Origin of the sequence: Thermogutta sp., from assembly GCF_039793925.1 — a bacterium.
Classification (GTDB): Bacteria; Planctomycetota; Planctomycetia; order Pirellulales; family Thermoguttaceae; genus Thermogutta.
Genome location: NZ_JBAMME010000199.1, coordinates 96,140 through 120,641 on the forward strand (window position 1 = coordinate 96,140; position 24,502 = coordinate 120,641).

Genomic DNA, 24,502 nt, shown 5'->3' on the forward strand with positions numbered 1-24,502 from the left:
AGCCTGGCAAAGATCATGAGTGACGCAAGCGGCATCCATGGGAGAAGATCCGGCGGGCCTGGGCGGTATCGCCCCGACTGGTTGCTGAGGGACCGTGGGTTCACGCTGCTGGAAGTCATCGTGGCCTTGGGGTTGGTCGCGATTCTTCTCGCTGCGCTCGGAGCCGCGGTGGACTTCCACTACCGAGTCGTTCAGAAGGCCCGGGCCCAGGTGGAGGAAGCCCAACTTGCTCGCACCCTTCTGGAACGCATTGCCCAGGACATCCGGGGCGCGGTGCCGTATGATCCAGTCAATTTTGAGAAGCTCATCCCTGGCCTGGTTACCCAAGCGGCACAGAGTGATCTGTCGTCACTTGCCGGCGCTGCAGGTTTGGATAGCGAATTGTTGGGGGAATTAACCGGCGGTAGCGATGTCAGTGAATTGGGCGGAGATTGGACCATGACGACGCTGCCCCGGTCGGTCCCGGGGTTGTACGGCGGATCCGACTGGATCGAGGTAGATGTCAGCCGACTGCCTCGCCCAGACCAACTTTCCTCGGAAATCATGTTGTCCTCAGAAGGTCTTTTCATCGACCGCGTGAGTGATGTGAAAACGGTAGCCTACTTTGTCGTTTCGCCCGAGGAAACGATTAACTATTCATTCGCGGCTATGCCGGGCATAACCGGGTTTGAAGAGCAGGGGGGACTGGTACGGCGGGAACTGGACCGGGCGGTCACGGTCTGGGCAGCACAAACCGGTGAGCTCGACACGATTGACCAGCAACTCCAGCCCATCGCTCCCGAAGTGGCAGCCATCCAGTTCGCTTACTTTGATGGCTCAGGATGGACCGACTCATGGGACTCAGGCTCCCAGGGGTGCCTTCCTAAAGCGGTGGAAATACGCCTGTATCTGCGTCCGAAATCGGTCGGCCTTGACGAGACCTTTTCCGCTCCTTCCTCTTCGTCCGGCACGCTCACGGACGTGTCTTCTGAGGGCGTAAGCGGAATGGCGAGTACCAGTTCAGGACTTCTGCTGGATACAAGTGCCTACCATGTGTATCGCACGGTGGTGTACTTGCCGGCTGCGCATGAAACCGGAACTCTTGGCGCGACGGCGGGGGCGGAAAGTACGGGTGGATCGGGCTCCGGTGAGGAAATGACGCCCGAGGAAGAAAGTATGGAAGAAACGCCACAGGAGCAGGCCCCTTCAGGAAGTGGGGGCACATCGGGATCGGGAGGTAGTCGATCGGGAGAATCAGGGCGTGACAGTGGTTCAGGCCGCGATGGCGGTGGGAGGAGTTCTGGGGAAGGTGGTCGGGGCGGTCCACCCCCAAGTCCCGGTCCCTCCGGAGGAGCGCCGCCGGGTGGGGTTGGTCCACCACCGTCGGGGTCCGGCGGTCCGCCGTCTGGCGCACCGGGAGGTTCGCCGGGCACTCCGCCGAGGGACTTTCCGCCGGGAGGGCCATCCCGATGATTTGGCTGATTCGAGAGGTCTTCATACATGAGCGGACGCTTTATGTGACTGCTCTGCTGGGCGCGATATGACACTCAAACTGTGGGAAGTACAAGAACGACAGAAGCCGCTGTGTGCCCTGCGCGTGAGCTCGGCAAGTCCGAAAAGACAGCGCCGCGGGATGGTGCTACTTGTCGTGCTCGTGACGGTGGCGCTTCTTTCATTGGCCGCCCTGACGCTGGGAGACCTCATGCTGGCGGAACGCGAAGGTGTGCACGTCTCCAATCGGATGGCCCAGGCGCGTGCCCTCGCCGCTTCTGGTGTGGAAGCGGTGCGGCTTTTTGTTTCAATGGACGAGGAGTGGCAGAACGACAACGGCGGATGGTTTAATAATCCCGCCTGGTTCTCCGGAATGGTTGTCCACCAGGCCGCCGACCCGCTTGACACCGGGCTTTTCTCCGTCATTGCCCCCGATTGGGAAGATACTATGGGAACGGCCGTCCGTTATGGCTTGGAAAACGAGTCGGCCAAACTTAACGTCAACAGTCTGCTTCTGGCCGACCAGTACGCCGAAAATGGCGGACGGCAACTTCTCATGGGGTTGCCTGGCATGACGGAAGACATCGCCGACGCCATCATGGACTGGCTGGATGCCGACGACGAACCCCGGGAGTTTGGAGCGGAAATCGAATACTATTCAGGGCTGTCTCCGGCCTACGCGACGAAAAATGGGCCGCTAGAAACCATTGAGGAACTGCTTCTCGTGCGGGGGGTGACGCCCGAACTGCTGTTCGGAGCAGACCGCAATCGTAACGGTATCATCGATGCGGATGAAACCATTCCTGAAGCTTTCGCCGGGCTGAGCGCTGACGATCCAGTCGCGTATCGGGGCTGGTCGGCTTACCTCACCCTGTACAGCATGGAACTGAACGTGCGTCCTGACGGCCGAGCCAAGATCAACATCAACCAGGATGATCTCCAGGCTCTTTATGACCAGCTAGAAGAAGAATTCGGCCACGATGTCGCAACCTTCATTGTGGGCTATCGCCAGAACGGCCCTTATGAGGGGTCGGAACAGTCGGAACCGATGCCCGCAGACGCCCAGATTGACTTCTCGCGGCCTTCTCGAGTGAAGTTCAGCACCGTGCTTGACCTGATCGGAGCAAAGGTGCGGATGCAGTTTGCGGGAGAGAATGAGCCGCGGGTGATTGACCCCGTGTTTCCCAGTGATCCCATGCTATTGCGGACCATCTTACCGCTGATCATGGCCAATCTCACAACCACTTCCAGCAAAGTAATTCCGGGACGCATCAACATTAACCTTGCACCGCGCTCCATCCTGTACGGGATCCCCACGCTGGACCCCAGTGTGGCGGAGATGATCATTCAATCCCGACCAAGTGATCCCACACTCATTGACGACGAGAACTATCGTTACGAAACCTGGATCTTGGCGGATGGATTAGTGACTCTCGACGAAATGAAGGCCCTCATGCCTTTCATCACGTGCGGGGGTAGTGTTTACCGCGCGCAGGTCGTCGGATATTTCGCCGGTGGCGGGCCGAGTTGCCGGGTGGAAGCGATTGTCGACGCTACCGTTCGTCCAGCCCGGCTATTATTCTGGAGAGATATGAGCCATCTGGGACGGGGATTTTCCATCGACGTTCTGGGGTCTTCGGGCCAGGTGGCCGGTCTTGGTAGTGTTGGGACGGTCCGGTCCCCCTGAGGTGATAACCCATGGCACGCTGGTTGGCCTACGAATGGAATGATCGGGAATTGAGGGTGGCAGTCGCCACGCCTCGGTCGGATCGTCTCGTCCTGGAGCATCTATTTGATGTCAATCTTCGCGATGCTCTTGGGGGAGCGGCTGCGGGGGGTGAAGAGCCATTTCGGCCGAGCCCCGAAGATATCGGACGCTGCCTGGCAGCCGCATTGGCCGCCCGCAATATTCGTCGTCCCACCACCTTCGTGACCATCAGCCGTTCGTTTGTGGAACTCCGTCAACTCTCGGTGCCGCCGGTCTCTGACGACGATCTGCCGGAAGTGGTCAAACTTCAGGCGCTGCGGGAGTTCACACACGTCACTGAAGATTGGACTATCGACTATCTGTCTCTGGACGGAGATCCTACCCAGCCGCGTAATGTCCTGGTGGCAGCGCTTTCTCCCCAGCTCTTGGCTCAGATAGAGGAGACATGCCGGGTCGCTCAACTTCGCCCGGAACGCCTGCTTCTTCGCCCGTGTGCCTCGGCTTCCCTGGCTCGCCGGTGCTTGCCTCTTTCGGAGGGAGAAATTCGGCTGATCATCGACCTGGTTGGTGACGAAGTGGACCTCTCCGTGATCGTGGAAGGGCGGTTGGTGTTCATGCGCACTGCCCGGCTGGTCGGTGATCCGCTCCGAGAACAGTCGTCGGCCGAGACGCTCGTGGGCGAGATCCGCCGGACAATGATGGCGGCTCAGAATCAACTGGGCGGCGGCCGTGCTAATCACCTTGTTCTCTGCGGGAATACGCCGGCTCACGAACACCTTGTTGGGCTTTTGCGTGAGCGACTGGACCTTTCCGTGAGTTGCTTCAATCCTTTCCAGCCGTTCACGCTCAGTCCTCAGCTTGCAGAATCGCTCCCCGATCATCCTGGCCAGTACACAGCGCTCCTCGGGCTCCTGGCAGACGAGAAGGAAAAAATCACGCCTTCGCTGGATTTCCTCCATCCGCACCGGCGTCCTGAACCGCCATCGAAAAAGCGACAGCTTTTGCTAGCGGGTATCGGTGCAGCCATCCTTGCGGCATTGGGGATCGGTTACGGCTGGTGGCAGTTGGCCCAGCTCGATCAGGAGATCGTACAACTGCGGCAGCGGCAATCGGAACTGGATCGCGAACTCAAGGCTGGAGCCCAGGTCGCGCAACTCGCCCAGGCTGTTCGAGGTTGGATTGGGACACAGATTGACTGGCTGGAAGAACTGAGGCGTTTGAACGAGAAGATTCCCCCCGCGAAGGAGGTGATGCTCACCAAAGTATCCCTGGCCGCTGGATCGAAGGCGGGTGAGATTTCTCTAGAAGGATTTGCTGCTTCCAGTGAAAGTGTCCAGAAAATGGAGCAATCGCTCGAAGATGAAACCCATCGGGTGGTTTCCAAAGGAAAAGCGGAAGACGATTCTCAGAAGCCTTACACGTTGCGCTTTGGAACGTCCGTCGTGATTCGGTCCGCTCCTTCGGCGCCGGCCCGGTCCATCCGTCCGCCGAGCGGCCGAGCGCCGGGCCTGACTCCCACAGCGGCTCCCCGTTCCGTAGCCCCGAGACAAGCCGTGAGGTGATGCCATGAAACTCGGGCCAAGGGAACGAATATTGGCACTTCTCGCAGCCCTGCTGATCATATTTGTCGGGGGGCGCACTATTTGGGCAATCGTTTCGACCCCGTTCCGCATCCGGCAAACGGCGCGGGCCACGCTTATCAATTCGATTCGGGCGAAAGAGAGACAGCTTCAAGACATCCAAAAGGCCAAGGAGCAACTCAAAGAATGGGCGGCACGCTCACTGCCGGCAGATCCCGCCGTTGCACGTCGGCTCTATCAAAACTGGCTTTTGGAATGTGCCCAAAATGCCCAATTGGAAGCTATCCAGGTGGACAGCGGGGAAGTGCGGCGGGAAAAGAATCTCTTTTATCGCATGCCGTTCACTGTGCGCGGACAGGGAACCCTCGAATCGCTCACCCGATTTCTTTACGCCTTTTATTCCCGAGACTATCTCCACGCAATCCAGCGGTTGTCGATCACGCCCGTGAAAGAGGGAAAACGCATCGACCTGTTGATCAGCATCGAGGCGATCGCCCTCGACGATGCCATCGCGAAAGACACTTTGCCCACCGGACCGCTCGTGGAACGAAAGCTTCCCGATTTAAAGGAATACGTCAAGAGTATCGTGGATCGGAACGTGTTTGTGGCGTACACGCCGCCTCCTCCCCCGCCTCCTCCAGCGCCGCAGCGACCGTCGCGTCCCACACGACCGAGTACGCCACCGCCGGAGCCGGTTCTCGATCCCAGCCAGTTCGCCTACGTGAACGGCATCGTCGAGGTGAATGGCAAGCGGGAACTGTGGCTTTATGTCCGCACGGAAAATAAAACTCTCCGCTTGGGAGAAAATGATACGTTCCAGGTCGGGGAAATCCGCGGCCGGGTTCTCAAAATCGGATTACGGCAGGTGGAACTGGAGATCAACGGCCAGGTGCGCACTCTGGCCCTGGGAGATAATCTTGCAGCCGCGCTTGCCCGCGATCGAAGCTGAAGCATTTCTGAATAACCGCTGTGTTGTATTGCAACGAACCGCATTCGCATAAAAAAGAAATGTACCACTTAATTACCATTGACTTGTCCTACCCGTCTCCTCTCCCAGTTCGATTCCGCTTCACCGCGCCGAACAGTTCTTTTTAAGCAGCTTCGCCCGTTTTGGCGGGCTTTTCTAACAATTTCGCATCGCTAAAATTGTGCGCCCTCGGCTGCCGTTTGTTTTGTTTAGTTATCCCTTCCCAAGGAGATGCTGCAATGAACTTCGAATCCACACGCCGTGAATTCCTGCAAACAGTCATCGCCGGTTTGGCAATGGGTCGCAGCATGCTGCTGGCTCAGGAGTCCAGTCCCGCAGGGCTTCCTACGCGTCCGCTAGGCAAGACCGGCGAACGCGTGAGCATCATTGGACTGGGTGGTTGGGATATTGGGGCGATTCGGGATGAAAAGGAAGCCATCGCCATCATGCATGAGGCCATCGACAATGGTTTGACCTTCTTCGACAACTGCTGGGATTACCACAACGGTGGAAGCGAGGAACGTATGGGAAAGGCCCTCGCGCAGAATGGCTACCGCGACAAAGTTTTCCTCATGACGAAAGTGTGTGGACGGGATTACAAAACCGCCCGCCAGAATCTTGAGGATAGCCTCCGCCGTCTCCGAACGGACCGGATCGATTTATGGCAGTTCCACGGCATTCAGTGGAACGACGATCCGGATCTCATCTTCGCAGAAAATGGGGCTCTGAAGTGCGCCCTCGAGGCCCGCAAGGCAGGCAAGATTCGTTACATCGGCTTCACCGGCCATAAGAACCCGCGGTTCCATTTGGCGATGCTCGCCAAACCATTCGAATGGGACACCGTTCAAATGCCCATCAACATTCTGGATGCCCATTACGAGAGTTTTCAAAAGCAGGTGTTGCCGGTTTGTGTCAAGAGAAATATTGGCGCTATTGGCATGAAGGCCCTGGCGTCGCAGGGTGGGCGATTGCCGCGAGAGCTGGGCATACCGGCACCGTTGCTCCGACGCTTTGCACTCTCGCTTCCAATCTCCAGTCTGATCTGTGGGATTCAATCGCGCGAGAATCTGCGGCAAGACATCGAGATGGCCAGGAATTTCCGCCCACTTGCTGACGAGGAAGTCCAGGAGTTGTTGGCAAAGGCTGCAGGACCCGCAGCCACCGGTCAGATTGAGCAATACAAAGTGGGTAATTACGGCTGCGACTGGTGGCACAATCTTGCCAAGAGGTCGTGATACAAGAGGGTTTCCTTCCCCACCAGCTTGACTCCGCCGATGTCCTGCAAATTTTCAGTTAATCTGCAAAATCTAGGCAAAGTTTGCCGATATCCTGTAACAAGATGGTTCAGGAAGACTTTGTAGTTCATATTCGCTGAGTAGGACATCGGCGGGGTATCAACGATGATTTCGCATGTGAATCGCTCGCGGGACGTCGCGGTCGGGACGGACGATGAGTTTGCTGTCCCGCGTCTGACGTTTGTACTTTTGTACCAAACCGGCCTCAACGGGAATCCTTTCCGTTGGCGGTTCGTTCTCCGGTCCGAGGAGGGCCATGATGAGTTCGTAGCCGAAGATGAAGAGCCTGGCGTTTGCGGCGAGCGTCTCGAACTCCTAACGATCGCCCGAGCCCTTGAATCCCTCAACCAGTCCGCCCGGGTGATTATCTGGACAGCAAGCCCGGCAATTCGAGAGGGCCTTCTCTTTGGTTTACACCAATGGCCGCAATCGGATTGGCATTGGGAATGTTACGACCAGTCGGTCCCGGTGCGGAACTTCGATTTGTGGCAGCGAATTGCCCGAGCCACCCAATTTCACGAAATCCAGTGCCGGCTCTGGCGTATCGATCGCCCTCACTGGCGGAAGAGAGAATGCTTCTCCAATGGGGTCGTTCTTCCTGTGACGAGTTCCCTTCCTGGGAACGATCGCGGCGAGCCCGCTCGTTCTGCAATGAAGTCGTCGCTGATAGGAAGAAGGCTGAAGTGGCTCGCCGCGTGGATTCGGCCATTGAGCTGGCGAGCCGGTTCCAAGCACTCCTTGAGGACGAGTGGGTGATATCCTCGGTCCTACGGGAGTTCGCTGAGTTTGGCCCCATCTTTTAGTCGTTCGGAGTTCCCTCAAAAAGAATCGAATCGTGGTGTTTCGTGAGGGATTGCCGCGGAGGGGCTAGCCTGGTTCAGTGACTCTCACGCCTATACCAAACGGGGCTGTCATACCGATCAGAGAATTTTGTTAATGTGCATTTTTTGAGATTTATCAACATTTTCGGCAATTTAGAGAATCTGGATGATCAGTGCGGCTTTCTGACGATGCCTTTACAAAGCCTGTTGTTGGAAACGGTATCGGGTGAGAAAATCGAAAAGTTTGGGTAAAATAAGCTGCGTCGTAGGTGACATGGGAGACAAGGAGGTGACCGTGCGGACGCACGTTCCATTGGAGCATTTGGGTCGGCTTCTGGAGGGAAAACACGAGAATCCGTTTGAAGTGCTGGGCCCCCACGTGGTGGAGGAAGACGGGCGAAAGCTGCTGTCTATTCGCGCGTTTCTTCCCCACTCCAAACAGGCCTGGGTCATTGATCTGGCCCACGAGGGCGTGCCCCGGCCAATGCGCCGGATTCACCCCGCGGGCCTATTTGAGGCCCTCTGCCCGCTAAATGGCCAGCAACCCCAGTATTTGCTTCGGGTGGCTCAGGAAGATGGCAAACAGGTGATCATGCACGACCCCTACACTTTTCCCCCGCTTTTGACCGATTACGACCTTTATTTGCTCGGCGAGGGACGCCACTGGCGGTGCTATAACAAACTCGGCGCGCAGCTCCGTACCGTCAACGGAGTTGAGGGTGTGAACTTTGCCGTTTGGGCGCCGAACGCCACGAGCGTCAGCGTCATCGGAGATTTCAACCGCTGGGACGGTCGATGCCACCCCATGCGGAAGCACATTCCCAACGGGTTTTGGGAAATTTTCATCCCCGGTCTGAAAGAAGGAGACCTGTACAAATTCCAGATCCGTTATCACGACCAGGTTTTCGAGAAGGCCGATCCATTCGGCTTCTGGGCCGAGGTCCCGCCGCGAAGTGCCTCCCGCGTTTTCAACATCAATCGTTACCAGTGGCACGACCAAGAGTGGATGGAACAGCGGAAGAAGCGGAACTGGCTGGAAGAACCTATTTCCATCTACGAAGTCCATCTGGGAAGCTGGCGGCGACCAAACGACAACCCGACTGGCTGGATGAACTATCGCGAGATTGCCCACGAACTCGTGCACTACGTGAAGAAGATGGGCTACACCCACATAGAGCTTTTGCCCATCGCTGAGCACCCCCTCACGGCCAGTTGGGGATACCAGGTGGTCGGTTATTATGCCGTCACATCTCGTTACGGGACTCCGGAAGATTTTCAGTATTTTGTGGATTACTGCCATCAGAACGGCATCGGCGTGATCATCGACTGGGTGCCCGGCCACTTCCCGAAAGACGGCCACGGACTCCGCCGGTTTGATGGAACCGCCCTCTATGAGCATGAAGATCCCCGCTTGGGCGAGCATCGTGACTGGGGCACACACATCTTCAACTATGGCCGATATGAAGTCCGCAACTACTTGATCGCCAACGCCCTCTTCTGGTTTGACAAATACCACGTGGATGGCATCCGCGTGGATGCCGTCGCCTCCATGTTGTACCTGGATTACAGCAAGGGTCCGGGCGAGTGGATTCCCAATGAATTCGGAGGTCGGGAAAATCTTCAGGCCATTGCTTTCCTCAAGCTGCTCAATGAACAGGTTCATTTACAGTTCCCGGGGGTCCTCACGATCGCCGAGGAGTCCACGGCTTGGCCGGGGGTGTCGCATCCCACGTACCAAGGCGGGCTCGGCTTCAGCATGAAGTGGAACATGGGTTGGATGAACGACACCCGCCGCTATATGCACAAGGATCCCATCTACCGCAAGTATCACCACAACGAGCTTACCTTCAGCCTCATCTACGCCTTCCACGAGAACTTCGTCCTTCCGCTATCGCACGATGAAGTGGTTCACGGAAAAGGCTCGCTCATCTCGCAGATGCCGGGCGATTGGTGGCAGAAGTTCGCGAATCTTCGGCTCCTGTACACCTATATGTGGACACACCCCGGCAAAAAACTGCTGTTCATGGGCAGTGAATTCGGGCAGTGGCACGAATGGAACTATGACGCCCAGTTGCAGTGGGAACTTCTCGATTGGCCCACACATCGCGGGCTCCAGCGGTGTGTGGCAGATCTCAATAAGCTCCTGCGGCGGGAACGTGCCCTTCACGAGGTCGATTTCCGCTGGGAGGGCTTTCAGTGGATCGACTGCCATAACTGGGAGGAAAGTACACTCAGCTATATCCGTCGGGCCAAAGATCCCAACGATTACCTGGTGATTGCGCTCAACTTCACACCGGTGCCGCGGTGGGAACATCGCATCGGCGTCCCCGAGGTGTGTCAGTTCGAAGAAATCTTTAACAGCGATGCCGAGATTTACGGCGGCGGCAACATCGGCAATTACGGCCGGGCGGTCTCCGAGCCCGTCCCATGGCACGGATTTCCCGCCTCGATGAAAATCGTGCTCCCGCCGCTGGCGGGCGTCATCTTCAAACCGCGAAGAGATTGGCTCCACATCCAGTCAGAAAAGTCACCCGCGCGGTGATGGCACCGAAGACATCCCTCCTTGATGTTCACGCTGGGCTGGCAGGATGGGTGGGTGGGGAAATGCCCGGCGAGTGATAATCCTGATTGGTCAGGTAGTCGATGAGCGTCTGATTGTCTTCCCATATCGGACGCATGAATTTCTCGCGGATGTACCGAAAGACGGCCGCCTTCTGATCCCGGTTGAGCGAGCCCGGTCCGCGGATGGCTCCCAGGATCGCGTCTTCCCCGCGTTCAATCCTTGTGAGCGCGTATCGGGCGGCCAATTGATAGACGTGCAGGCCTTCCAGGCGGTGCGAACCGTCCTGATGTGGCACGATTTGCAGTTCGACGAGTTTGAAATCTCCTTGAGCGGGCAACTTGTCCGCATTCCGGACGGCTCGCACAAACGTTGTTCCCGAACGAATCATCCATCCCTGACCATTGGACTCCCAGGTGGCGACCAGCCCTTGCCGGTCGCACACAAGATAGTGGAAGTGCCGGACCAGGCGGTCCGGATGCTCGATATGCGGTAGGTCCTCGTCCCCTGCCGGTGGCGAGGGACTGGCGGCAAGCTCGGCCGGAGCGGAGCTCGCTGGTGTTTGTTCGCTCTGGCGAATGGGGACGATTTCCCCACACCGGGGGCACTTCCCCGCCCGACCAGTAAACTGCGAACTGACTTTCAAACGTGCTTGGCAGGAAGGACACGTGACCACAAGCATCGCACCACCCTCCAGTCGAGAATCCACCGCTCTGGATTCAATCGTCGCTCTTTTCCCGAGGCGGTTCAAGAACCTGGAGGAGACGCCTCCTGCTTCCGATCCGAGGACATCGCCTTCTTGGGGGATCGCTATCCCACGAGGGATGGCTATCCGACCGCCTTTGCGGATTCCTGAGAAAAAGCGTAACATAGGCTAAGATGTGTCGAAATAGGTGAAGGATTGCATCGTTCTTCAGGGCCCGAACGGCGAAATCCCCTTCGCCCAGCATGAGGGAACCTCGGCAGACTAAAGGATGAAGCTTCCTGTGGAAGCGCTTTTTTGATGATAACGATTCCGGAGGCCACAAAACTGAGTGCAGCGGCTTGAGGATTGACGCATTTGCCCCTCGGAATTCGGCACTGAGCCTGGCTGAAAACCGCTGTCAAAGAATTGGCCTCATCAAGAGACGGATGATCCAGTTTTGCCATGAACAAGTCGGAGAAACTACCCGGTCGTTTTTTTGGACCGACCACTCTGGTCGAGTTGTTACGGCATCGTGCCACCTATCAACCGGATGACATTGCTTTCATCTACCTGGTGGATGGCGAAACGGAAGAGCAGCCGATTACTTATCGGGAACTCGATCGGCAGGCTCGCGCGATCGCCGCTTGGTTGCAAACGCACGATTTGGTGGGGGAGCGCGCACTTTTGCTATATCCTCCGGGGCTCGATTTCATCGCCGCGTTTTTTGGCTGCCTCTATGCTGGTGTTGTGGCAGTGCCGGTTTATCCACCGCGCAGAAACCGATCCATGGAACGGATTCAGGCGATTTCGGACAACGCGCGCGCTCGCGTCGCGCTCACCACGCGAACGGTGCGAGATCGTGTGGACACTCTGATCGATGAAACACCCCATCTCAAAGAGCTTTCCTGGCTGACCACCACGGAAATCGAACCGCAAATGGAAGATCGGTGGGAGGACCCGAATATCGACGGTCAAACGCTGGCGTTCCTGCAGTACACGTCAGGCTCCACCGGGACACCCAAGGGCGTCATGCTGACTCACGCCAACCTTCTTCACAACTCCGCCCTTATTTGCTGGGCGTTTGAGCACCGGCGGAGTGGCACGGGGGTCTATTGGTTACCCAGCTATCACGACATGGGCCTGATCGGAGGCATCATTCAGCCGGTGTTTGTAGGACGGCCCAATGTCATGATGGCTCCGATGGCATTTTTGCAAAAACCCTATCGGTGGCTGGCAGCGATCACCAGGTACCGTGGGACCACAAGCGGAGGGCCAAATTTCGCCTACGATCTGTGCGTGCGGGCTATCACTCCGCAGCAGCGGGACACACTGGACCTCAGTTGCTGGGAGGTGGCGTTCAACGGGGCGGAGCCTGTTCGGGCCGACACGATTGAACGCTTTAGCGAGTATTTCGCCCCCTGTGGTTTTCGACGGGAGGCCTTCTATCCCTGCTACGGCCTGGCCGAGTCCACGCTGATGGTCTCCGGAGGATTTGTCAAAGAGCCGCCAATCATCCGGGTATTCGACGGCGAGCAAATTGCGCGTGGCCGAGCCGTGGAGTGTGATCCCAAGGCACCACATGCCCGGGCGCTTGTGGGTTGTGGTCAGCAGCTTCCGGATGGCAAAATCGTCATCGCGGATCCCGAGACCTGCCAGCGGCTTCCCGAAGGTCAAATCGGCGAAATCTGGGTGCAAAGCCCCAGTGTGGCCGTCGGCTACTGGGAGAACGAAGAGGCGACGCAATACACCTTCCGGGCGCATCTGGCCGATGGAGAAGGCCCCTTCATGCGGACGGGCGACCTGGGGTTTTTGGACCGGGGTGAGCTCTTCGTAACCGGTAGAATCAAAGACATGATCATCATCCACGGTGTGAATGTTTATCCCCAGGATATTGAAAGGACGGTGGAGGAGGCCGATGAACGACTGCGACCGAACGCCGGGGCATGTTTCGCCGTGGAGCGCGATGGGCGAGAGCAGTTAATCATCGTTCAGGAGGTGGAGCGCCGGGTCAAAGAGGGATTTGATTCGATCTTTCAGGCGATCCGCCGGGCCGTGGCGTTGGAACATGAACTGGCGGTGGACGCCATCGTGCTCATTAAGGCGGGAAGCATCCCACGGACATCCAGCAATAAGATTCAACGTTTCGCGTGCCGTCAGGCCTATCTGGAAGGAACTCTGGAAGTAGTGGCTGCATGGCACAGGGAACAGTCCCACGAGGAGGAACCCGTCGCCCTGGTCAGCATATCCGCAACAACTCCGGACGCGATTCACGCGGCCGAAAAAATTCCAGAGACGGCGTCCGCAGTATCCTCGGGGGGAAACGGGGATCTCATCCAACGGTTGGTGCAAGGTAGCGATCTTGGCCCGGCCTGGCAGGCCGCAGGAGGCGGGAGCAATCTGTCCAGCCTGGGTGACGTTGGTCGGAACGTTCAATCAGGCGGGGCGTCGGGCAGAATCACATCTGCGCGTCCGAATCGTGAAAAAATTATTGAGGCGGTTTTGGCGGAAGTGCGGCGAGTCGCCCGAGATCGCGCCGAAGGGTTGACGTTGGACACTGCCATTACCGAAATCGGACTTGATTCCCTTGAACGGATGGAGATTCTCGCCTCGCTGGAAGAGCGCTTCGGTGGCCGCTTTCCGGCCGAGATCCTGCCAGAACTGGAAACTTGTGCGCAAGTTGTTGAAGCAGTGGAGAAATACCTTGGCGGGGTAGAGCAGGAGCGCCGCGTCATCATCCCCGCCGGTCAGGACATTCCTGAAGAATTTTACAACGTTGAGAAGTTCCCTGAGTACCGTGCCCTTCAGGAAAGATTGCGGGTTCTGGAGGCCAGTGGACTGGGGAATCCGTTTTTCACAGTCCACGAGGGTATTACGAATGACCGCACGGTTATCGGCGGTCGTGAAATGATCAACTTTTCCAGCTACAACTATCTCGGAATGTCGGGCGACCCGGTAGTCATTCGCGCTGTGCAGGAGGCCGTCGAACGCTACGGGACAAGCGTCTCCGCCAGCCGACTTGTGTCCGGCGAAAAGGTGATCCACCGTGAGCTGGAGGAGGAGCTTGCCCAGTTTTTGGGAACGGAGTCCGCCGTTGTGTTTGTAGGCGGTCACGCCACCAACGAGACGGTGATCGGTCATCTGTTCAAACCGGGCGATCTCATTCTGCATGATGAACTCTCGCATAACAGCATCCTTCAAGGGGCCATTCTCTCCGGTGCCCGCCGTCGGCCCTTCCCACATAATGACTGGCGGACAGCGGACCGGCTGTTGAACCTTTTCCGAAGGGAGTACCGGCGGGTGCTCATCGTGATCGAGGGCGTTTACAGCATGGATGGCGACATCCCGGATTTGCCGCATTTCATTGAAGTGAAGAAGCGACACAAGGCGCTTCTTATGGTGGATGAGGCGCATTCAATGGGCACGATCGGAGAAACAGGGCGCGGCATCGGCGAGTACTTTGGTGTTCCTCGCGATGGCGTGGACATTTGGATGGGAACCCTCAGCAAATCTTTTGGAAGTTGCGGTGGTTACATTGCCGGCAGGAAGGCCCTGATTGAGTATCTCAAATACACGGCTCCCGGGTTCGTGTTCAGCGTTGGATTGTCGCCGCCCAACGCCGCAGCGGCTCTCGCGTCACTGCGGCTACTTCAGAAGGAGCCTGAGCGTGTCCAACGCCTCCGCGATCGGGCGGCCCTCTTCCTCCGCCTTGCCCAGGAACGTGGGTTTGATACGGGCGCCAGCCGGGATTCGCCGGTGGTGCCGATCATCCTTGGACACTCGCTGCATTCGATGCAACTCTCGCAGGCCCTTTTCCGTCGTGGCATCAACGTCCAACCGATTGTCTATCCGGCTGTGCCGGAGTCCGCCGCACGGTTGCGATTCTTCCTTACGTCACGCCATACCGAAGACCAGATCCGTTATACGATTGACGTCATGACGGAAGAAATCGACCGCATCGACCCCCGCTATCGTCTCCCTAAATCGGCGTCTGCATCTTCCAGCACGTGAAGACAGAAAACTGTCAACTTGCACGGTCGTGTGCACCTTTACGTGTCCGGAGGTTTGCGACATACTGGTTACACTGGACGCGGGCAAGTCCGCGATGGCGTTCGGCCGGATCACGGTTGAAACCTGGGAGGCGAACACGGATGGCGTGTTTATCTGTTTCCGAAACCACAACGTTCCGCTGGTCTTTCGAGGAAGATGTCCTGCGGTACAAAGCGGCGGGAATCCCGGCCATCGGTGTGTGGCGGCAGAAGCTTTCCGACTTCGGCGAAGAGAAAGGGGCAGAGTTGCTGAGCGAAACGGGAATGCGGGTGTCACATCTGTTTTGGGCCGGCGGATTTACCGGCACGGACGGCCGAACATTCAAGGGAGCCGTGGAAGATGCCCTGGAAGCCGTCCGGACGGCAGCAGAGCTGAAAACCCAGTGCCTTCTCGTGTACAGTGGTGCTCGGGGACTCCACACACACAACCACGCCCGGCGATTGTTTCGGGAGGCCCTTAAGGAGATGATCCCCCTGGCGCAGGAACTGGGCGTCTTTTTAGGTGTGGAACCGATGCACCCCGGCTGCGCCGCCGATTTTACTTTCATCACCGATCTTGACGATTATTTCAAGTTGGTGGATACACTCGGTTCCAACCAGGTGAAGCTGATTTTCGATGTCTATCATTTAGGCGCTGTTCCCGACATCGTCTCACGGATTCCGCAACTGATTCCCCATATCGCGCTGGTTCAACTCGGCGACGCCAAGTCGCCCCCTAATGGCGAGGTAAACCGTTGCCTGCTTGGAGAGGGGGCTCTGCCCCTCGTTGAAATAGTGCGGGCCCTCCGTGACAACGGCTACGATGGGTTCTTCGATGTGGAACTGATCGGCGAGGACGTGGAGGCCTATTCGTACGATTACCTCCTCGAGCATGCGAAGTCGGCATACGCTCGGCTTTTGGGTGAGGCCGCCAAGGGATAGTGAGGCAGAACGCGGACAGCCCGGGCGATCCACGGCAAGCTCCTGAGAACACATCGCGAACCTTCAAGAAAGTGCGGTGTCAGTGCTTCTCGGGCGCGCCACGAGTAAAGTCTCCGCGCCGGGGTTCCCGGTTGGGTCGAATAGCATTAATGAAGCATTATGCATATGTTTTATGCATGGCAAAATGTTCTATGCGTGACACAGCCATTGCGCCCCGTTGCCCGGGCGTTAAGATAAAGAGAATGGTGTCAGAGCGACTCGCTCACTCTCGAGGACGATTGGCGTTCCCCGCAATTGAAGCGGTGGGAGCTAGCATTTCGGTCTGTTTAAGATAGCATTTCGGCCGGGCGTTCCAGCGTAGCGTTGGTCTGCGCGAGCGCAGTGTGCCTATGAAAAGGACGCCCAAACGGTTGTTGGTTCGAAACGAAATTTATCGGGACGAAAAGATACGAGCTTACGATCATGGCAGTCGATTTGAACAGTGCAGTGGGAAGTCGGATCGTTGGACCAGAAAGTCTCCTCCGCGTGCTGCAAACAGCGCGGCGAGTGATTATTCCCGAAAAGCCGCAAGAGCTTTTCGACCTGGCAGTGGGAGGTCCAGAGAGCGATTACTTTGAAGTCGTTTATGAGGTCCCCGGGAAAGGACTTGTCAAAGAGGCTACCGTAGTCCGGTGCCGGAATGGCATCGCGGTCAATTACACAGAGCCCTATATGCGGCGGCGCGACCCCGATTGCATGGTGGTGGCGGATGATCGTCCCACCGACAAGCCGCGGTTTCACGAGCGTTTCTCAATTCCTTTTGAGCAGGTGCGGCAGCAGATTCTGGATTGGCTTGCGGAACAGGAGCTGATCATTCTGCCGTTTTACGCCGGCGGAAAGCGGTGGGGATTTCAGGCCGCTCTCGTCGCGCCCCTTAACGCGAGTTTCTTCGCTGGTGCCCTCGCCCTTTTGCAGGAGATGATTCCAGCGGTGGAATTGCCGCAGGAGTTTTGTCCCGAGGCCGTGGTGTTTGTTGCGCCCCCCTTCCGACACACCCTCTGCGACGGCAAACAGGTGGTCATTCACCACCGTGGTCCTCCGGTGTATGAGGTTTTTTCGCTGAACCTCTACCCGGGACCCAGCGCCAAGAAGGGTGTTTACGGTGTGCTCCTTTCCCTGGGAGAAGAGCAGGGTTGGGTGACGCTACACGGTTCCACCGTGCAGGTCATGACGCCTTACGACAACATCATGACCATCATGCACGAAGGAGCCAGCGGCGGAGGGAAGAGCGAAATGCTCGAGTATCCGCATCGGGAGCCCGATGGCCGACTTCTGCTGGGAAGAAACATCATCACTGGCCAGAAACGCTACATTTCCCTGGTTCAGGGATGCACTTTGTTTCCGGTAACGGATGACATGGCCCTGTGCCATCCGGGCTTTCAAAATTCCAAAGGGAAAAAACTGGTGGTCTCCGATGCGGAAACCGCGTGGTTCGTGCGGGTTGACCACATCAAGGAATATGGCACGGATCCCTATCTTGAACGCATTTGCACGATGGCGAAGGAGCCCATCATTTTCCTGAATATCCACGCGGTTCCCCGGGCGACGTGTCTGATTTGGGAACACATCGAAGATGCACCGGGCAAACCCTGCCCAAATCCCCGGGTAATTCTGCCGCGGCGCTTGGTGCCGAACGTGATCAACGAGCCGGTTTCCGTCGACGTGCGGAGTTTCGGAGTCCGTACACCACCCTGCACGCGACAGAATCCTAGCTACGGTATCCTGGGAATGATGCACGTCCTACCGCCGGCCCTGGCGTGGTTGTGGCGGTTGGTAGCACCCCGAGGTCATTCCAATCCCAGCATCGTGGATAGCGATTCGCTTCAGAGCGAGGGTGTGGGATCGTACTGGCCGTTCGCCACAGGGTGTAAAGTCGATCAGGCCAACCTCTTGCTTAGGCAGATTTTGGAGACGCCCGATACGCGTTTTGTCCTGGTACCCAATCAGCACATCGGATGCTGGGAGGTGGGCTTCATGCCGGAGTGGCTTATGCGGGAATACCTCGCGCGACGCGGCGGTGCCCGATTCCGGCCTGAACAGCTTAAGCCGGCTCGCTGTCCGCTGCTGGGGTATGCACTCTCCTTCATGCAGATCGAGGGCACTCAGATTCCCAGTTGGTTCCTGGAAGTGGATTCCCAGCCTGAAGTGGGACCGGAAGCGTACGATCGCGGTGCGGAGATCCTTTATAAGTTTTTCGAAAGGAACCTCAAAGATTTGGTTTCCATGCCCGGCTTGGATCCCCTTGGTCGGCGGATCATTCGGGCATGTCTGGAGCGTGCTCCGCTCAGCACCTTCGAGTCATTGATTCCCTTCAATCCCTACACCACCTGATGGACGAGGCGGCCGTCTTCGAGGAAGAAACTCCGTCGGAAAAGCCGGTGGGAAATAACGTTGCGCCGCGATTAAGATCTCGACCGTCCAGGTGAGCATTGTGGTGAAGGCAGCGCTCCGTAGTCGATTTGGTCCGTGCCGACAAATGTAGGCACTGCGCGAGCCTTACGGCTTCGCACTGTCGCCATGAGAGCTTTGTGATTCGGCGAGGAGTTTTTTGAGCGTTCGTTCTATTTCCTTTTCGATGCCTGGCCAGTAGCCTACCCACATCGCGCGGATTGTCCTGGTGCCGTCGATGAGAATCGTCGTCGGGTATCCCTGAAAACCTGCGATCCGATCAATCTCATTGCGAGTACGGTAATTCGGATCGGCGTAGGTGGGAAATGCGGCGCCAGAGGAATTGACGAACGAAGACGTGCTGCGACGGAGTTCCTCGATATTCTCCTGAGAATCGCCCCCGCAGGAGACCGACAGGAAAAGAAATGTGGGATGGTTTTTAAATTCCTCGAAAAGGGCTTTCATGTGAGGAAATTCTTGGCGACAGGGGGGACACCACGTGCCCCAAAAGTTGATCAGCGTCACCCGTCCGGACAGGTCGGCGGATGTGATGCCCGTGGTGGTTCCGGTGAGCGGCGCGAGTGTGAGCGTCGTCAGCGCCCGGCCGACCGCCGGATGGTTTTCTCCTACCGGGACTTTTTCCGGACTGAAGGGAGAGTACTTGATGATCACCAGGGCAAAGAGCCCCAGCAGGCAAAGCATCGCCAGAATCTGAAAGCCTTTGCCCAACAGCCTAGCGACAGAGAGGATTTTCGAGGGCGTAGGGCTCTCGGTATGCTGCGGTTTTTCCAGCGGTTGAAGGTCCTCGTGCGGAGGCGAAGTCATCTCTGTCCCTCACATTCCGAACAAACTACATATCCGTCCTAAGCGTTATTTTACCGACAAGCTTTTTCCTGAAACGCCTGTGCGCTGTGCCCGAAGATTGAGAGTGTCGGCAGATTGGAATGCTCTGGCTCGGTGTCGAGATCGGTACCAGAAGCCGCTCCCTTTTTCTGCGACGCGCCGTCAATTGGACGCCACATCGGCGACAGGGGTCGCGAAGAGCATTATAATTTTCAAGTGGGTGGGTGCGTGAATTTCTGACTTTATGGTGACGCAAAATGTCCCGTTTGGCAGACGGTTGTCGCAACGGAGATTTTAGCGGCTGTTGTCGGACACATGTTGTGACGAAATTCCCATTTGGGTGAAGATCACGAAGAAAGTGGGCGGCGCCAGACCGCTATGGACGTCCCATTCAATTTCGAGCTGCGAAGAATCGGACGGAAGTTATGACTGTTCCCGGCAGCACAAGCTTCGAGCATTGTGCCCTCGCCAGTGGCCTGGTGACACGGGAACAGCTTGAAGAGGCCTGGCAAACGCTTCGTGCGAAAGCGGGATTTGCCATCGACGTTCCCCTGGAGGAGCGGCTGGCACAAACACTCGTCGAACTCGGTTACATTAATGCCTGGCAGGCCAAGCAACTTCTCGAAGGCCGCACGAAGTTTACCCTCGGCCCCTACCGAATCATCGATTCCATCGGCCGTGGTGGTATGGGGCAGGTTTTCAAAGGGGAGCACATGATCCTCGGGCGGATCGTGGCGGTGAAGGTGCTCCCGCGCCACAAGTCCAATCCCGAAGCGGTGGAAAATTTTCTGCGGGAAATTCGGGCCCAGGCCAAACTGGATCATCCCAATCTTGTGCGGGCCTATGACGCCGGGATGGACGGAAGTGTCGTCTACCTTGTGACTGAGTACGTCCCCGGCGTAGATATGCGGAAACTCATCCGCCAGCGCGGTCCCATGCGGATGCATGCGGCGGCCTCAATTATTTCTCAGGTGGCGTCGGCCTTGCAGCACGCTCACGAGCAGGGGCTGATCCACCGGGACGTCAAACCGGGCAATATCCTTGTCACCAACGACGGACTCGCCAAATTGTTGGACCTCGGACTCGCTGGTCCGCTCGGCCAGGAGGCGGTCAATGATCCACGCTACGGACGGATCGTGGGCACCGTGGACTATCTCTCCCCAGACCACATCCGTGAACCGCACAAACCGACGCCGGCATGGGATATCTATTCGCTCGGCTGCACCCTGTATTACGCGGTCACGGGTAAAGTACCGTTTCCCGGCGGAACTACAGCCGACAAAGTGCGGGCCCATTGCGAATTACGTCCACTGGATCCCCGCCGACTGAACCCCGAGCTGGATGCGGCATTCGTGGATGTGATGGCCGAAATGATGGCCAAGGATCCCAAAGAGCGTATTCCCACCGCGGCAGAAGTGGTGCGACGATTGGCCCCGTGGGTCATCACGCCCTGTCCCATCGACGAGACGTGCTTTGTCCGCTCGAAATCGGGCAGCAAACGTCGGCTTTATGTGGCCAAGCCACTGACTCCCCCGCCGGTACCACTTCCCGACACAAAACCAAGTTTTTCCAACATGCTTCTTCAGGTAGCTGTCGAGAACCAGTCCACCGGGGTGGGTCAGACCACCGCTCGCACAGATGACTTCACCGGCATCTCGGTGAAACACGAAAGCCGCACGGCCTTCAGCGGGCGAAATCTGCTGGCCCCCCTGGTCTTCTTCCTCCTGATCCCTCTGGGTCTTGTTGTCACTGTCTTTCTCCTCTGGAAATGGTTGGCCCATTGATGAAGGCCACCCTGGATCAGCTGGGCGGAGGCCAGCGCAACGGCCCTGAAGGGGGACGCCCGATCCTTCAACGGTCACCGGGACGTGCTGGCCAACCCTCGAGAGCTGACTGAAGATCGACGAGCTGGTGGACGGCGTTACACAAAACGTCGGCTGCGTAACGAATCTCTTCTTCCGTATTGAACCGACCAATCCCCACGCGGATGCTTGCCCGGGCCTCCGCTTCACTCAGCCCCAGAGCCAGCAACACATGACTGGGTCGCGGGTCTGCCGAGCTGCACGCCGAACCTGAGCTCAGAGCCAACTCCGGAACATGAAGGAGCAAGGTCTCGCCCTCGATTCCGGGGAAGCGGAGATTGAGATTCCCTGGCAGCCGCCAATCCGGCCGGGACAAATCGGGTCCATTAAGTTGCACCCTATCGCCCAGTTGTTCCCGCAGTAGATTGAACAACAAGTCGCGGAGGTGCCGGAGTCGGGCCATTTCATGTTCCAGATCGGCCAGCGCAAGGGCCACGGCATGGGCAAAGCCTACGATCCCGGGGACATTGAGTGTGCCGCTTCGCAGACCTCGTTCGTGTCCTCCACCGTAGATGAGGGGTTCTATTCTGAACCCTGGCTGGCGCCGCCGGACGACGAGGGCTCCCACACCTTTCGGACCATAAACCTTATGGGCCGAGAGACTGATCAGATCCACCTCACGAAGTTCTTCGCGGAGAGGCACCTTACCAAGAGCCTGGACGGCGTCGACGTGGAAAATAATTTCCCGCTGTCGACAAAGAGCTGCGATTTCCCGAATCGGCTGCAGCGAACCCACCTCGTTATTGGCGGCCATAATCGATACCAGCCGTGTATTCGGTTTCAAGGCCTCTTCCACGGCTTCGGTCAGAACTCGCCCCGCTTGCGGATCGCCCTGTTGGACGGGAGGGATCAGGGTTACTGTATGACCTTCTTCCGCCAGCTTCTCCAGAGGCTCCAGAACAGAGGGGTGTTCGATCGACGAAGCAACCAGATGAGACCCGGGCGGAAGACATCGTCCCACTCCTAAAATGGCGAGATTGTTGCTTTCAGTGGCCCCGCTGGTGAAAATCACGTCCCGAGGATCAGCGTCGACGGCTGCTGCTATTGTTTCCCTTGCTTTTTCGACTGCATCTTTCGCTCTTTCTCCAAACACGTGGGTGATGGAGGCCGCGTTACCATAGTCTTCACAGAAGTACGGCAGCATCGCGTCCCGCACCCGGGGATCGCACCGGGTCGTGGCGTGGTTGTCGAGATAAATGGGCGTTTGCACCATCGGGGTCGACTCACGCTTTTTGCTGATCCACTTGTCCAGGGGGGACTACCCCGAAGACACCGGCCAGAGCGATCTGGGACCAGGTTTCGAACTCTGTCCAATTGTTCGCCAGTTGCTGAGGAGAGGCAAATCCGTGTCCGACGACATCGACTTCGCGCGGTGTCACAACCGGTTTTTCCAGCGACAATCGATAGACCACACCGAGATGGACCCGTCCCACCTCGGTTTGGTCGTCATTAATGAGCCCCACGCATTCCAAAGTATAGGGCGAACCAATGATCACCTCTTCGCCAATCTCCCTCACCAGGGCCCGGTGAAATGCCTCAGCGCCATTCTCTGCATCTTCGCGGGAAATATGGCCCCCGATTCCGATACTGCGCTTGAGGCGCAGGCGACTCTCCCCCTGACCGCGTCCCCTGGTGTAGTGAAAAACTTCCCACCCGTCACCGTTCCCCCAGGCAAGAATGGCATACGGAATGATCTGCTTATAGGAGGGATCTGGTTCCACCAACCGGCGGGCCCGAAAGGAGGTCTTTTTTTCTGAAAAGATCTGGGGTATGTAGCGTTCCACTCGGTCTGTGAACCCCTGAAAATACCCTAACTCGTGAAAATAGCTGGTGGGAATGACGAGAACTTCTTCATCCATCGGATCCCGCTGCATGCTAGCAAACCTCACTGTTTCTCCGTAATGAAAACGACGGGTTATTGATGGCCGCAGAAGTGCCCTTTCAGCCGAGCCAGAACGTGACACGTTATAGGATCAGCATCGCATCGCCATAGCTATAAAACCGATACTCTTCCCGAATGGCTTCTTCATAGGCACGCTTGATCAATTCATCTCCACCAAACGTTCGCACCAGAACGAGAAGGGTCGTTTTGGGAAGATGAAAGTTCGTCATCAGGGCATCTACAATTTTGAACTTATAAGGCGGATGAATGTAGAGGTCGGTTCGCCCGGAAAACGCCTGCAGCTTGCCGCTGGCAGCAGCCGTTTCCAAAAGTCGCGTCACCGTCGTGCCGACAGCCACCACTCGCCCGCCTTCTTTCCGGGCAGCGTTGATTTCTTCCACGACCTCCGGCGTGATTTCACCCCACTCGGAATGCATTTTGTGCTCTTCGATTCGCGAGGTCTTAATCGGGACGAAGGTGCCCAAACCCACATGAAGGGTCACGAAAAATATCTTGATGCCCTGTTTGCGTAGGGCGTTCAAAAGTTGTGGGGTGAAATGGAGCCCCGCCGTGGGGGCAGCAACGGCACCGGGGACCTGGGCGTAGACCGTTTGATAGCGGGTTCGGTCTTCCTCCATCATTTGTCCCCCGCGAATGTAGGGGGGAAGCGGTACCCGACCGACGCGGTCCAGCGTCTGCCAGGTGTCCTCACTGGTGTCGGGACTGACCAGCCAGCCGCCGTCTGCAATTTTGCCGATGACAAAAAGCTTGATGTCGTCGCGGCCTTCCCGATTAATGAGCGTGATGGTCTCTCCCGGCCGTAGCTTCCCTCTAGTTTTCCCAATCACCTGCCAAACGCCGCTGGGGTCAGCTTCCACGAAGAGTCCTTCCCAGCGACCGCGGGTCTCGGTCCGGTAGCCCACTAGCCGGGCGGGAACAACCCGAGTGTTGTTCAGGACTAGCACATCCCCCGGTTGGAGGATCTCAGGTAAATCCCGAACGTGGCGGTGCTCGATGCTCTGCGATTGGCGGTCCACCACCATAAGCCGGGCGTCGGCCCTATTCGGCAAAGGCCGCTGGGCGATTAGGTGTTTTGGCAGCGCGTAGTCGTACTCATTGATATCAATCATCGCATTCCCACGCCTGAGCGTGTTGTGGACAGAGTGGAACACCGGGGGTGCAGCCCGTTAGTTCACGGAAGTTCACGGATTTTCCATGATTGTAGAGGCCCCCAGAGGCGGAGTGTACTGATCTTGTCGGGTATGTTAAACTTGAAGTAATCGACTGGCCCTTTTCCAAATCCCACAGGACTATAGCCGCCGACCCACGGGCCAAGTCGGAAAGGATGGGGCCAGGATGCACCTTAGGAACAGATTCTCCTACGTTCTGGATATCCCTAAAATTTCAAGGGACGTCAGTGCATCATCGATGATCG

At 57.4% G+C, this 24,502-nt stretch carries 16 protein-coding genes; 11 read left to right on the top strand and 5 right to left on the bottom strand.

Annotated features, from left to right (window positions below):
- Positions 1-15 precede the first annotated feature (15 nt).
- From ABJK56_RS07630 to glgB, 7 genes are all read left to right on the top strand, one after another.
- On the top strand, positions 16-1,452 hold the full coding sequence (locus ABJK56_RS07630) for a prepilin-type N-terminal cleavage/methylation domain-containing protein (RefSeq protein ID WP_347244065.1): 1,437 nt from the start codon (positions 16-18) through the stop codon (positions 1,450-1,452).
- A 67-nt stretch (positions 1,453-1,519) separates the two neighbouring features.
- Entirely contained in the window at positions 1,520-3,157 is a 1,638-nt protein-coding gene (locus ABJK56_RS07635; RefSeq protein WP_347244066.1) for a hypothetical protein, read from the top strand.
- Positions 3,158-3,168: 11 nt separating this feature from the next.
- The gene (locus ABJK56_RS07640; RefSeq protein ID WP_347244067.1) at positions 3,169-4,740 is read left to right on the top strand and encodes a hypothetical protein; all 1,572 of its coding nucleotides are present in this window, start codon (positions 3,169-3,171) and stop codon (positions 4,738-4,740) included.
- A 4-nt stretch (positions 4,741-4,744) separates the two neighbouring features.
- Complete coding sequence (locus ABJK56_RS07645; protein WP_347244068.1) at positions 4,745-5,707, top strand: hypothetical protein; 963 nt, start codon at positions 4,745-4,747, stop codon at positions 5,705-5,707.
- Positions 5,708-5,964: 257 nt separating this feature from the next.
- Entirely contained in the window at positions 5,965-6,960 is a 996-nt protein-coding gene (locus ABJK56_RS07650) for an aldo/keto reductase (protein ID WP_347244069.1), read from the top strand.
- 165 nt (positions 6,961-7,125) lie between these two features.
- Entirely contained in the window at positions 7,126-7,776 is a 651-nt protein-coding gene (locus ABJK56_RS07655; RefSeq protein WP_347244070.1) for a hypothetical protein, read from the top strand.
- Positions 7,777-8,325: 549 nt separating this feature from the next.
- Positions 8,326-10,383 (top strand): 1,4-alpha-glucan branching protein GlgB, encoded by a 2,058-nt coding sequence (gene glgB / locus ABJK56_RS07660; RefSeq protein ID WP_347244093.1) that lies wholly within the window; start codon positions 8,326-8,328, stop codon positions 10,381-10,383.
- Between the two features lie 28 nt (positions 10,384-10,411).
- Here glgB and ABJK56_RS07665 read toward each other — a convergent pair whose 3' ends face one another.
- A complete protein-coding gene (locus tag ABJK56_RS07665) occupies positions 10,412-11,083 on the bottom strand; it encodes a hypothetical protein (protein WP_347244071.1) in 672 nt (223 codons plus the stop codon).
- A gap of 465 nt (positions 11,084-11,548) precedes the next feature.
- On the opposite strand from ABJK56_RS07665, the gene ABJK56_RS07670 reads away from it, so the two are divergent.
- The 3 genes from ABJK56_RS07670 to ABJK56_RS07680 all read left to right on the top strand — a co-directional run bounded on the left by ABJK56_RS07670 (position 11,549) and on the right by ABJK56_RS07680 (position 18,423).
- Positions 11,549-15,094, top strand: coding sequence for an aminotransferase class I/II-fold pyridoxal phosphate-dependent enzyme (locus tag ABJK56_RS07670; RefSeq protein ID WP_347244072.1), 3,546 nt, complete (start codon positions 11,549-11,551; stop codon positions 15,092-15,094).
- A 140-nt stretch (positions 15,095-15,234) separates the two neighbouring features.
- Positions 15,235-16,053 (top strand): sugar phosphate isomerase/epimerase family protein, encoded by an 819-nt coding sequence (locus ABJK56_RS07675; protein ID WP_347244073.1) that lies wholly within the window; start codon positions 15,235-15,237, stop codon positions 16,051-16,053.
- 462 nt (positions 16,054-16,515) lie between these two features.
- Positions 16,516-18,423, top strand: coding sequence for a DUF4914 family protein (locus tag ABJK56_RS07680; protein WP_347244074.1), 1,908 nt, complete (start codon positions 16,516-16,518; stop codon positions 18,421-18,423).
- A gap of 165 nt (positions 18,424-18,588) precedes the next feature.
- Here the strand turns inward: ABJK56_RS07680 and ABJK56_RS07685 are convergent, their stop codons facing one another.
- Complete coding sequence (locus ABJK56_RS07685) at positions 18,589-19,305, bottom strand: TlpA disulfide reductase family protein (RefSeq protein ID WP_347244075.1); 717 nt, start codon at positions 19,303-19,305, stop codon at positions 18,589-18,591.
- 443 nt (positions 19,306-19,748) lie between these two features.
- On the opposite strand from ABJK56_RS07685, the gene ABJK56_RS07690 reads away from it, so the two are divergent.
- Positions 19,749-21,107, top strand: coding sequence for a serine/threonine-protein kinase (locus ABJK56_RS07690; RefSeq protein ID WP_347244076.1), 1,359 nt, complete (start codon positions 19,749-19,751; stop codon positions 21,105-21,107).
- Between the two features lie 67 nt (positions 21,108-21,174).
- Here ABJK56_RS07690 and ABJK56_RS07695 read toward each other — a convergent pair whose 3' ends face one another.
- The 3 genes from ABJK56_RS07695 to queA form a co-directional block, all read right to left on the bottom strand.
- Positions 21,175-22,398, bottom strand: a complete 1,224-nt coding sequence (locus ABJK56_RS07695) for a cysteine desulfurase family protein (RefSeq protein WP_347244077.1) — start codon at positions 22,396-22,398, stop codon at positions 21,175-21,177.
- Between the two features lie 10 nt (positions 22,399-22,408).
- Positions 22,409-23,059 carry a phosphoesterase gene (locus ABJK56_RS07700; RefSeq protein ID WP_347244078.1) on the bottom strand — a complete coding sequence of 217 codons (651 nt, stop codon included), beginning with the start codon at positions 23,057-23,059 and terminating at the stop codon, positions 22,409-22,411.
- Between the two features lie 91 nt (positions 23,060-23,150).
- Complete coding sequence (gene queA, locus ABJK56_RS07705; protein WP_347244079.1) at positions 23,151-24,197, bottom strand: tRNA preQ1(34) S-adenosylmethionine ribosyltransferase-isomerase QueA; 1,047 nt, start codon at positions 24,195-24,197, stop codon at positions 23,151-23,153.
- Positions 24,198-24,502: the final 305 nt, after the last annotated feature.

Excerpts from the sequence above, each read along its gene's own strand:
- ABJK56_RS07670 (WP_347244072.1), top strand. The coding sequence starts at position 11,549 with ATGAACAAGTCGGAGAAACTACCCGGTCGTTTTTTTGGACCGACCACT.
- ABJK56_RS07630 (WP_347244065.1), top strand. The coding sequence starts at position 16 with ATGAGTGACGCAAGCGGCATCCATGGGAGAAGATCCGGCGGGCCTGGG.
- ABJK56_RS07635 (WP_347244066.1), top strand. The coding sequence starts at position 1,520 with ATGACACTCAAACTGTGGGAAGTACAAGAACGACAGAAGCCGCTGTGT.
- ABJK56_RS07665 (WP_347244071.1), bottom strand. The coding sequence starts at position 11,083 with ATGCTTGTGGTCACGTGTCCTTCCTGCCAAGCACGTTTGAAAGTCAGT.
- ABJK56_RS07655 (WP_347244070.1), top strand. The coding sequence starts at position 7,126 with ATGATTTCGCATGTGAATCGCTCGCGGGACGTCGCGGTCGGGACGGAC.
- glgB (WP_347244093.1), top strand. The coding sequence starts at position 8,326 with ATGCGCCGGATTCACCCCGCGGGCCTATTTGAGGCCCTCTGCCCGCTA.
- ABJK56_RS07680 (WP_347244074.1), top strand. The coding sequence starts at position 16,516 with ATGGCAGTCGATTTGAACAGTGCAGTGGGAAGTCGGATCGTTGGACCA.
- ABJK56_RS07650 (WP_347244069.1), top strand. The coding sequence starts at position 5,965 with ATGAACTTCGAATCCACACGCCGTGAATTCCTGCAAACAGTCATCGCC.
- queA (WP_347244079.1), bottom strand. The coding sequence starts at position 24,197 with ATGATTGATATCAATGAGTACGACTACGCGCTGCCAAAACACCTAATC.
- ABJK56_RS07695 (WP_347244077.1), bottom strand. The coding sequence starts at position 22,398 with ATGGTGCAAACGCCCATTTATCTCGACAACCACGCCACGACCCGGTGC.
- ABJK56_RS07675 (WP_347244073.1), top strand. The coding sequence starts at position 15,235 with ATGGCGTGTTTATCTGTTTCCGAAACCACAACGTTCCGCTGGTCTTTC.
- ABJK56_RS07700 (WP_347244078.1), bottom strand. The coding sequence starts at position 23,059 with ATGCAGCGGGATCCGATGGATGAAGAAGTTCTCGTCATTCCCACCAGC.
- ABJK56_RS07640 (WP_347244067.1), top strand. The coding sequence starts at position 3,169 with ATGGCACGCTGGTTGGCCTACGAATGGAATGATCGGGAATTGAGGGTG.
- ABJK56_RS07645 (WP_347244068.1), top strand. The coding sequence starts at position 4,745 with ATGAAACTCGGGCCAAGGGAACGAATATTGGCACTTCTCGCAGCCCTG.
- ABJK56_RS07685 (WP_347244075.1), bottom strand. The coding sequence starts at position 19,305 with ATGACTTCGCCTCCGCACGAGGACCTTCAACCGCTGGAAAAACCGCAG.
- ABJK56_RS07690 (WP_347244076.1), top strand. The coding sequence starts at position 19,749 with ATGACTGTTCCCGGCAGCACAAGCTTCGAGCATTGTGCCCTCGCCAGT.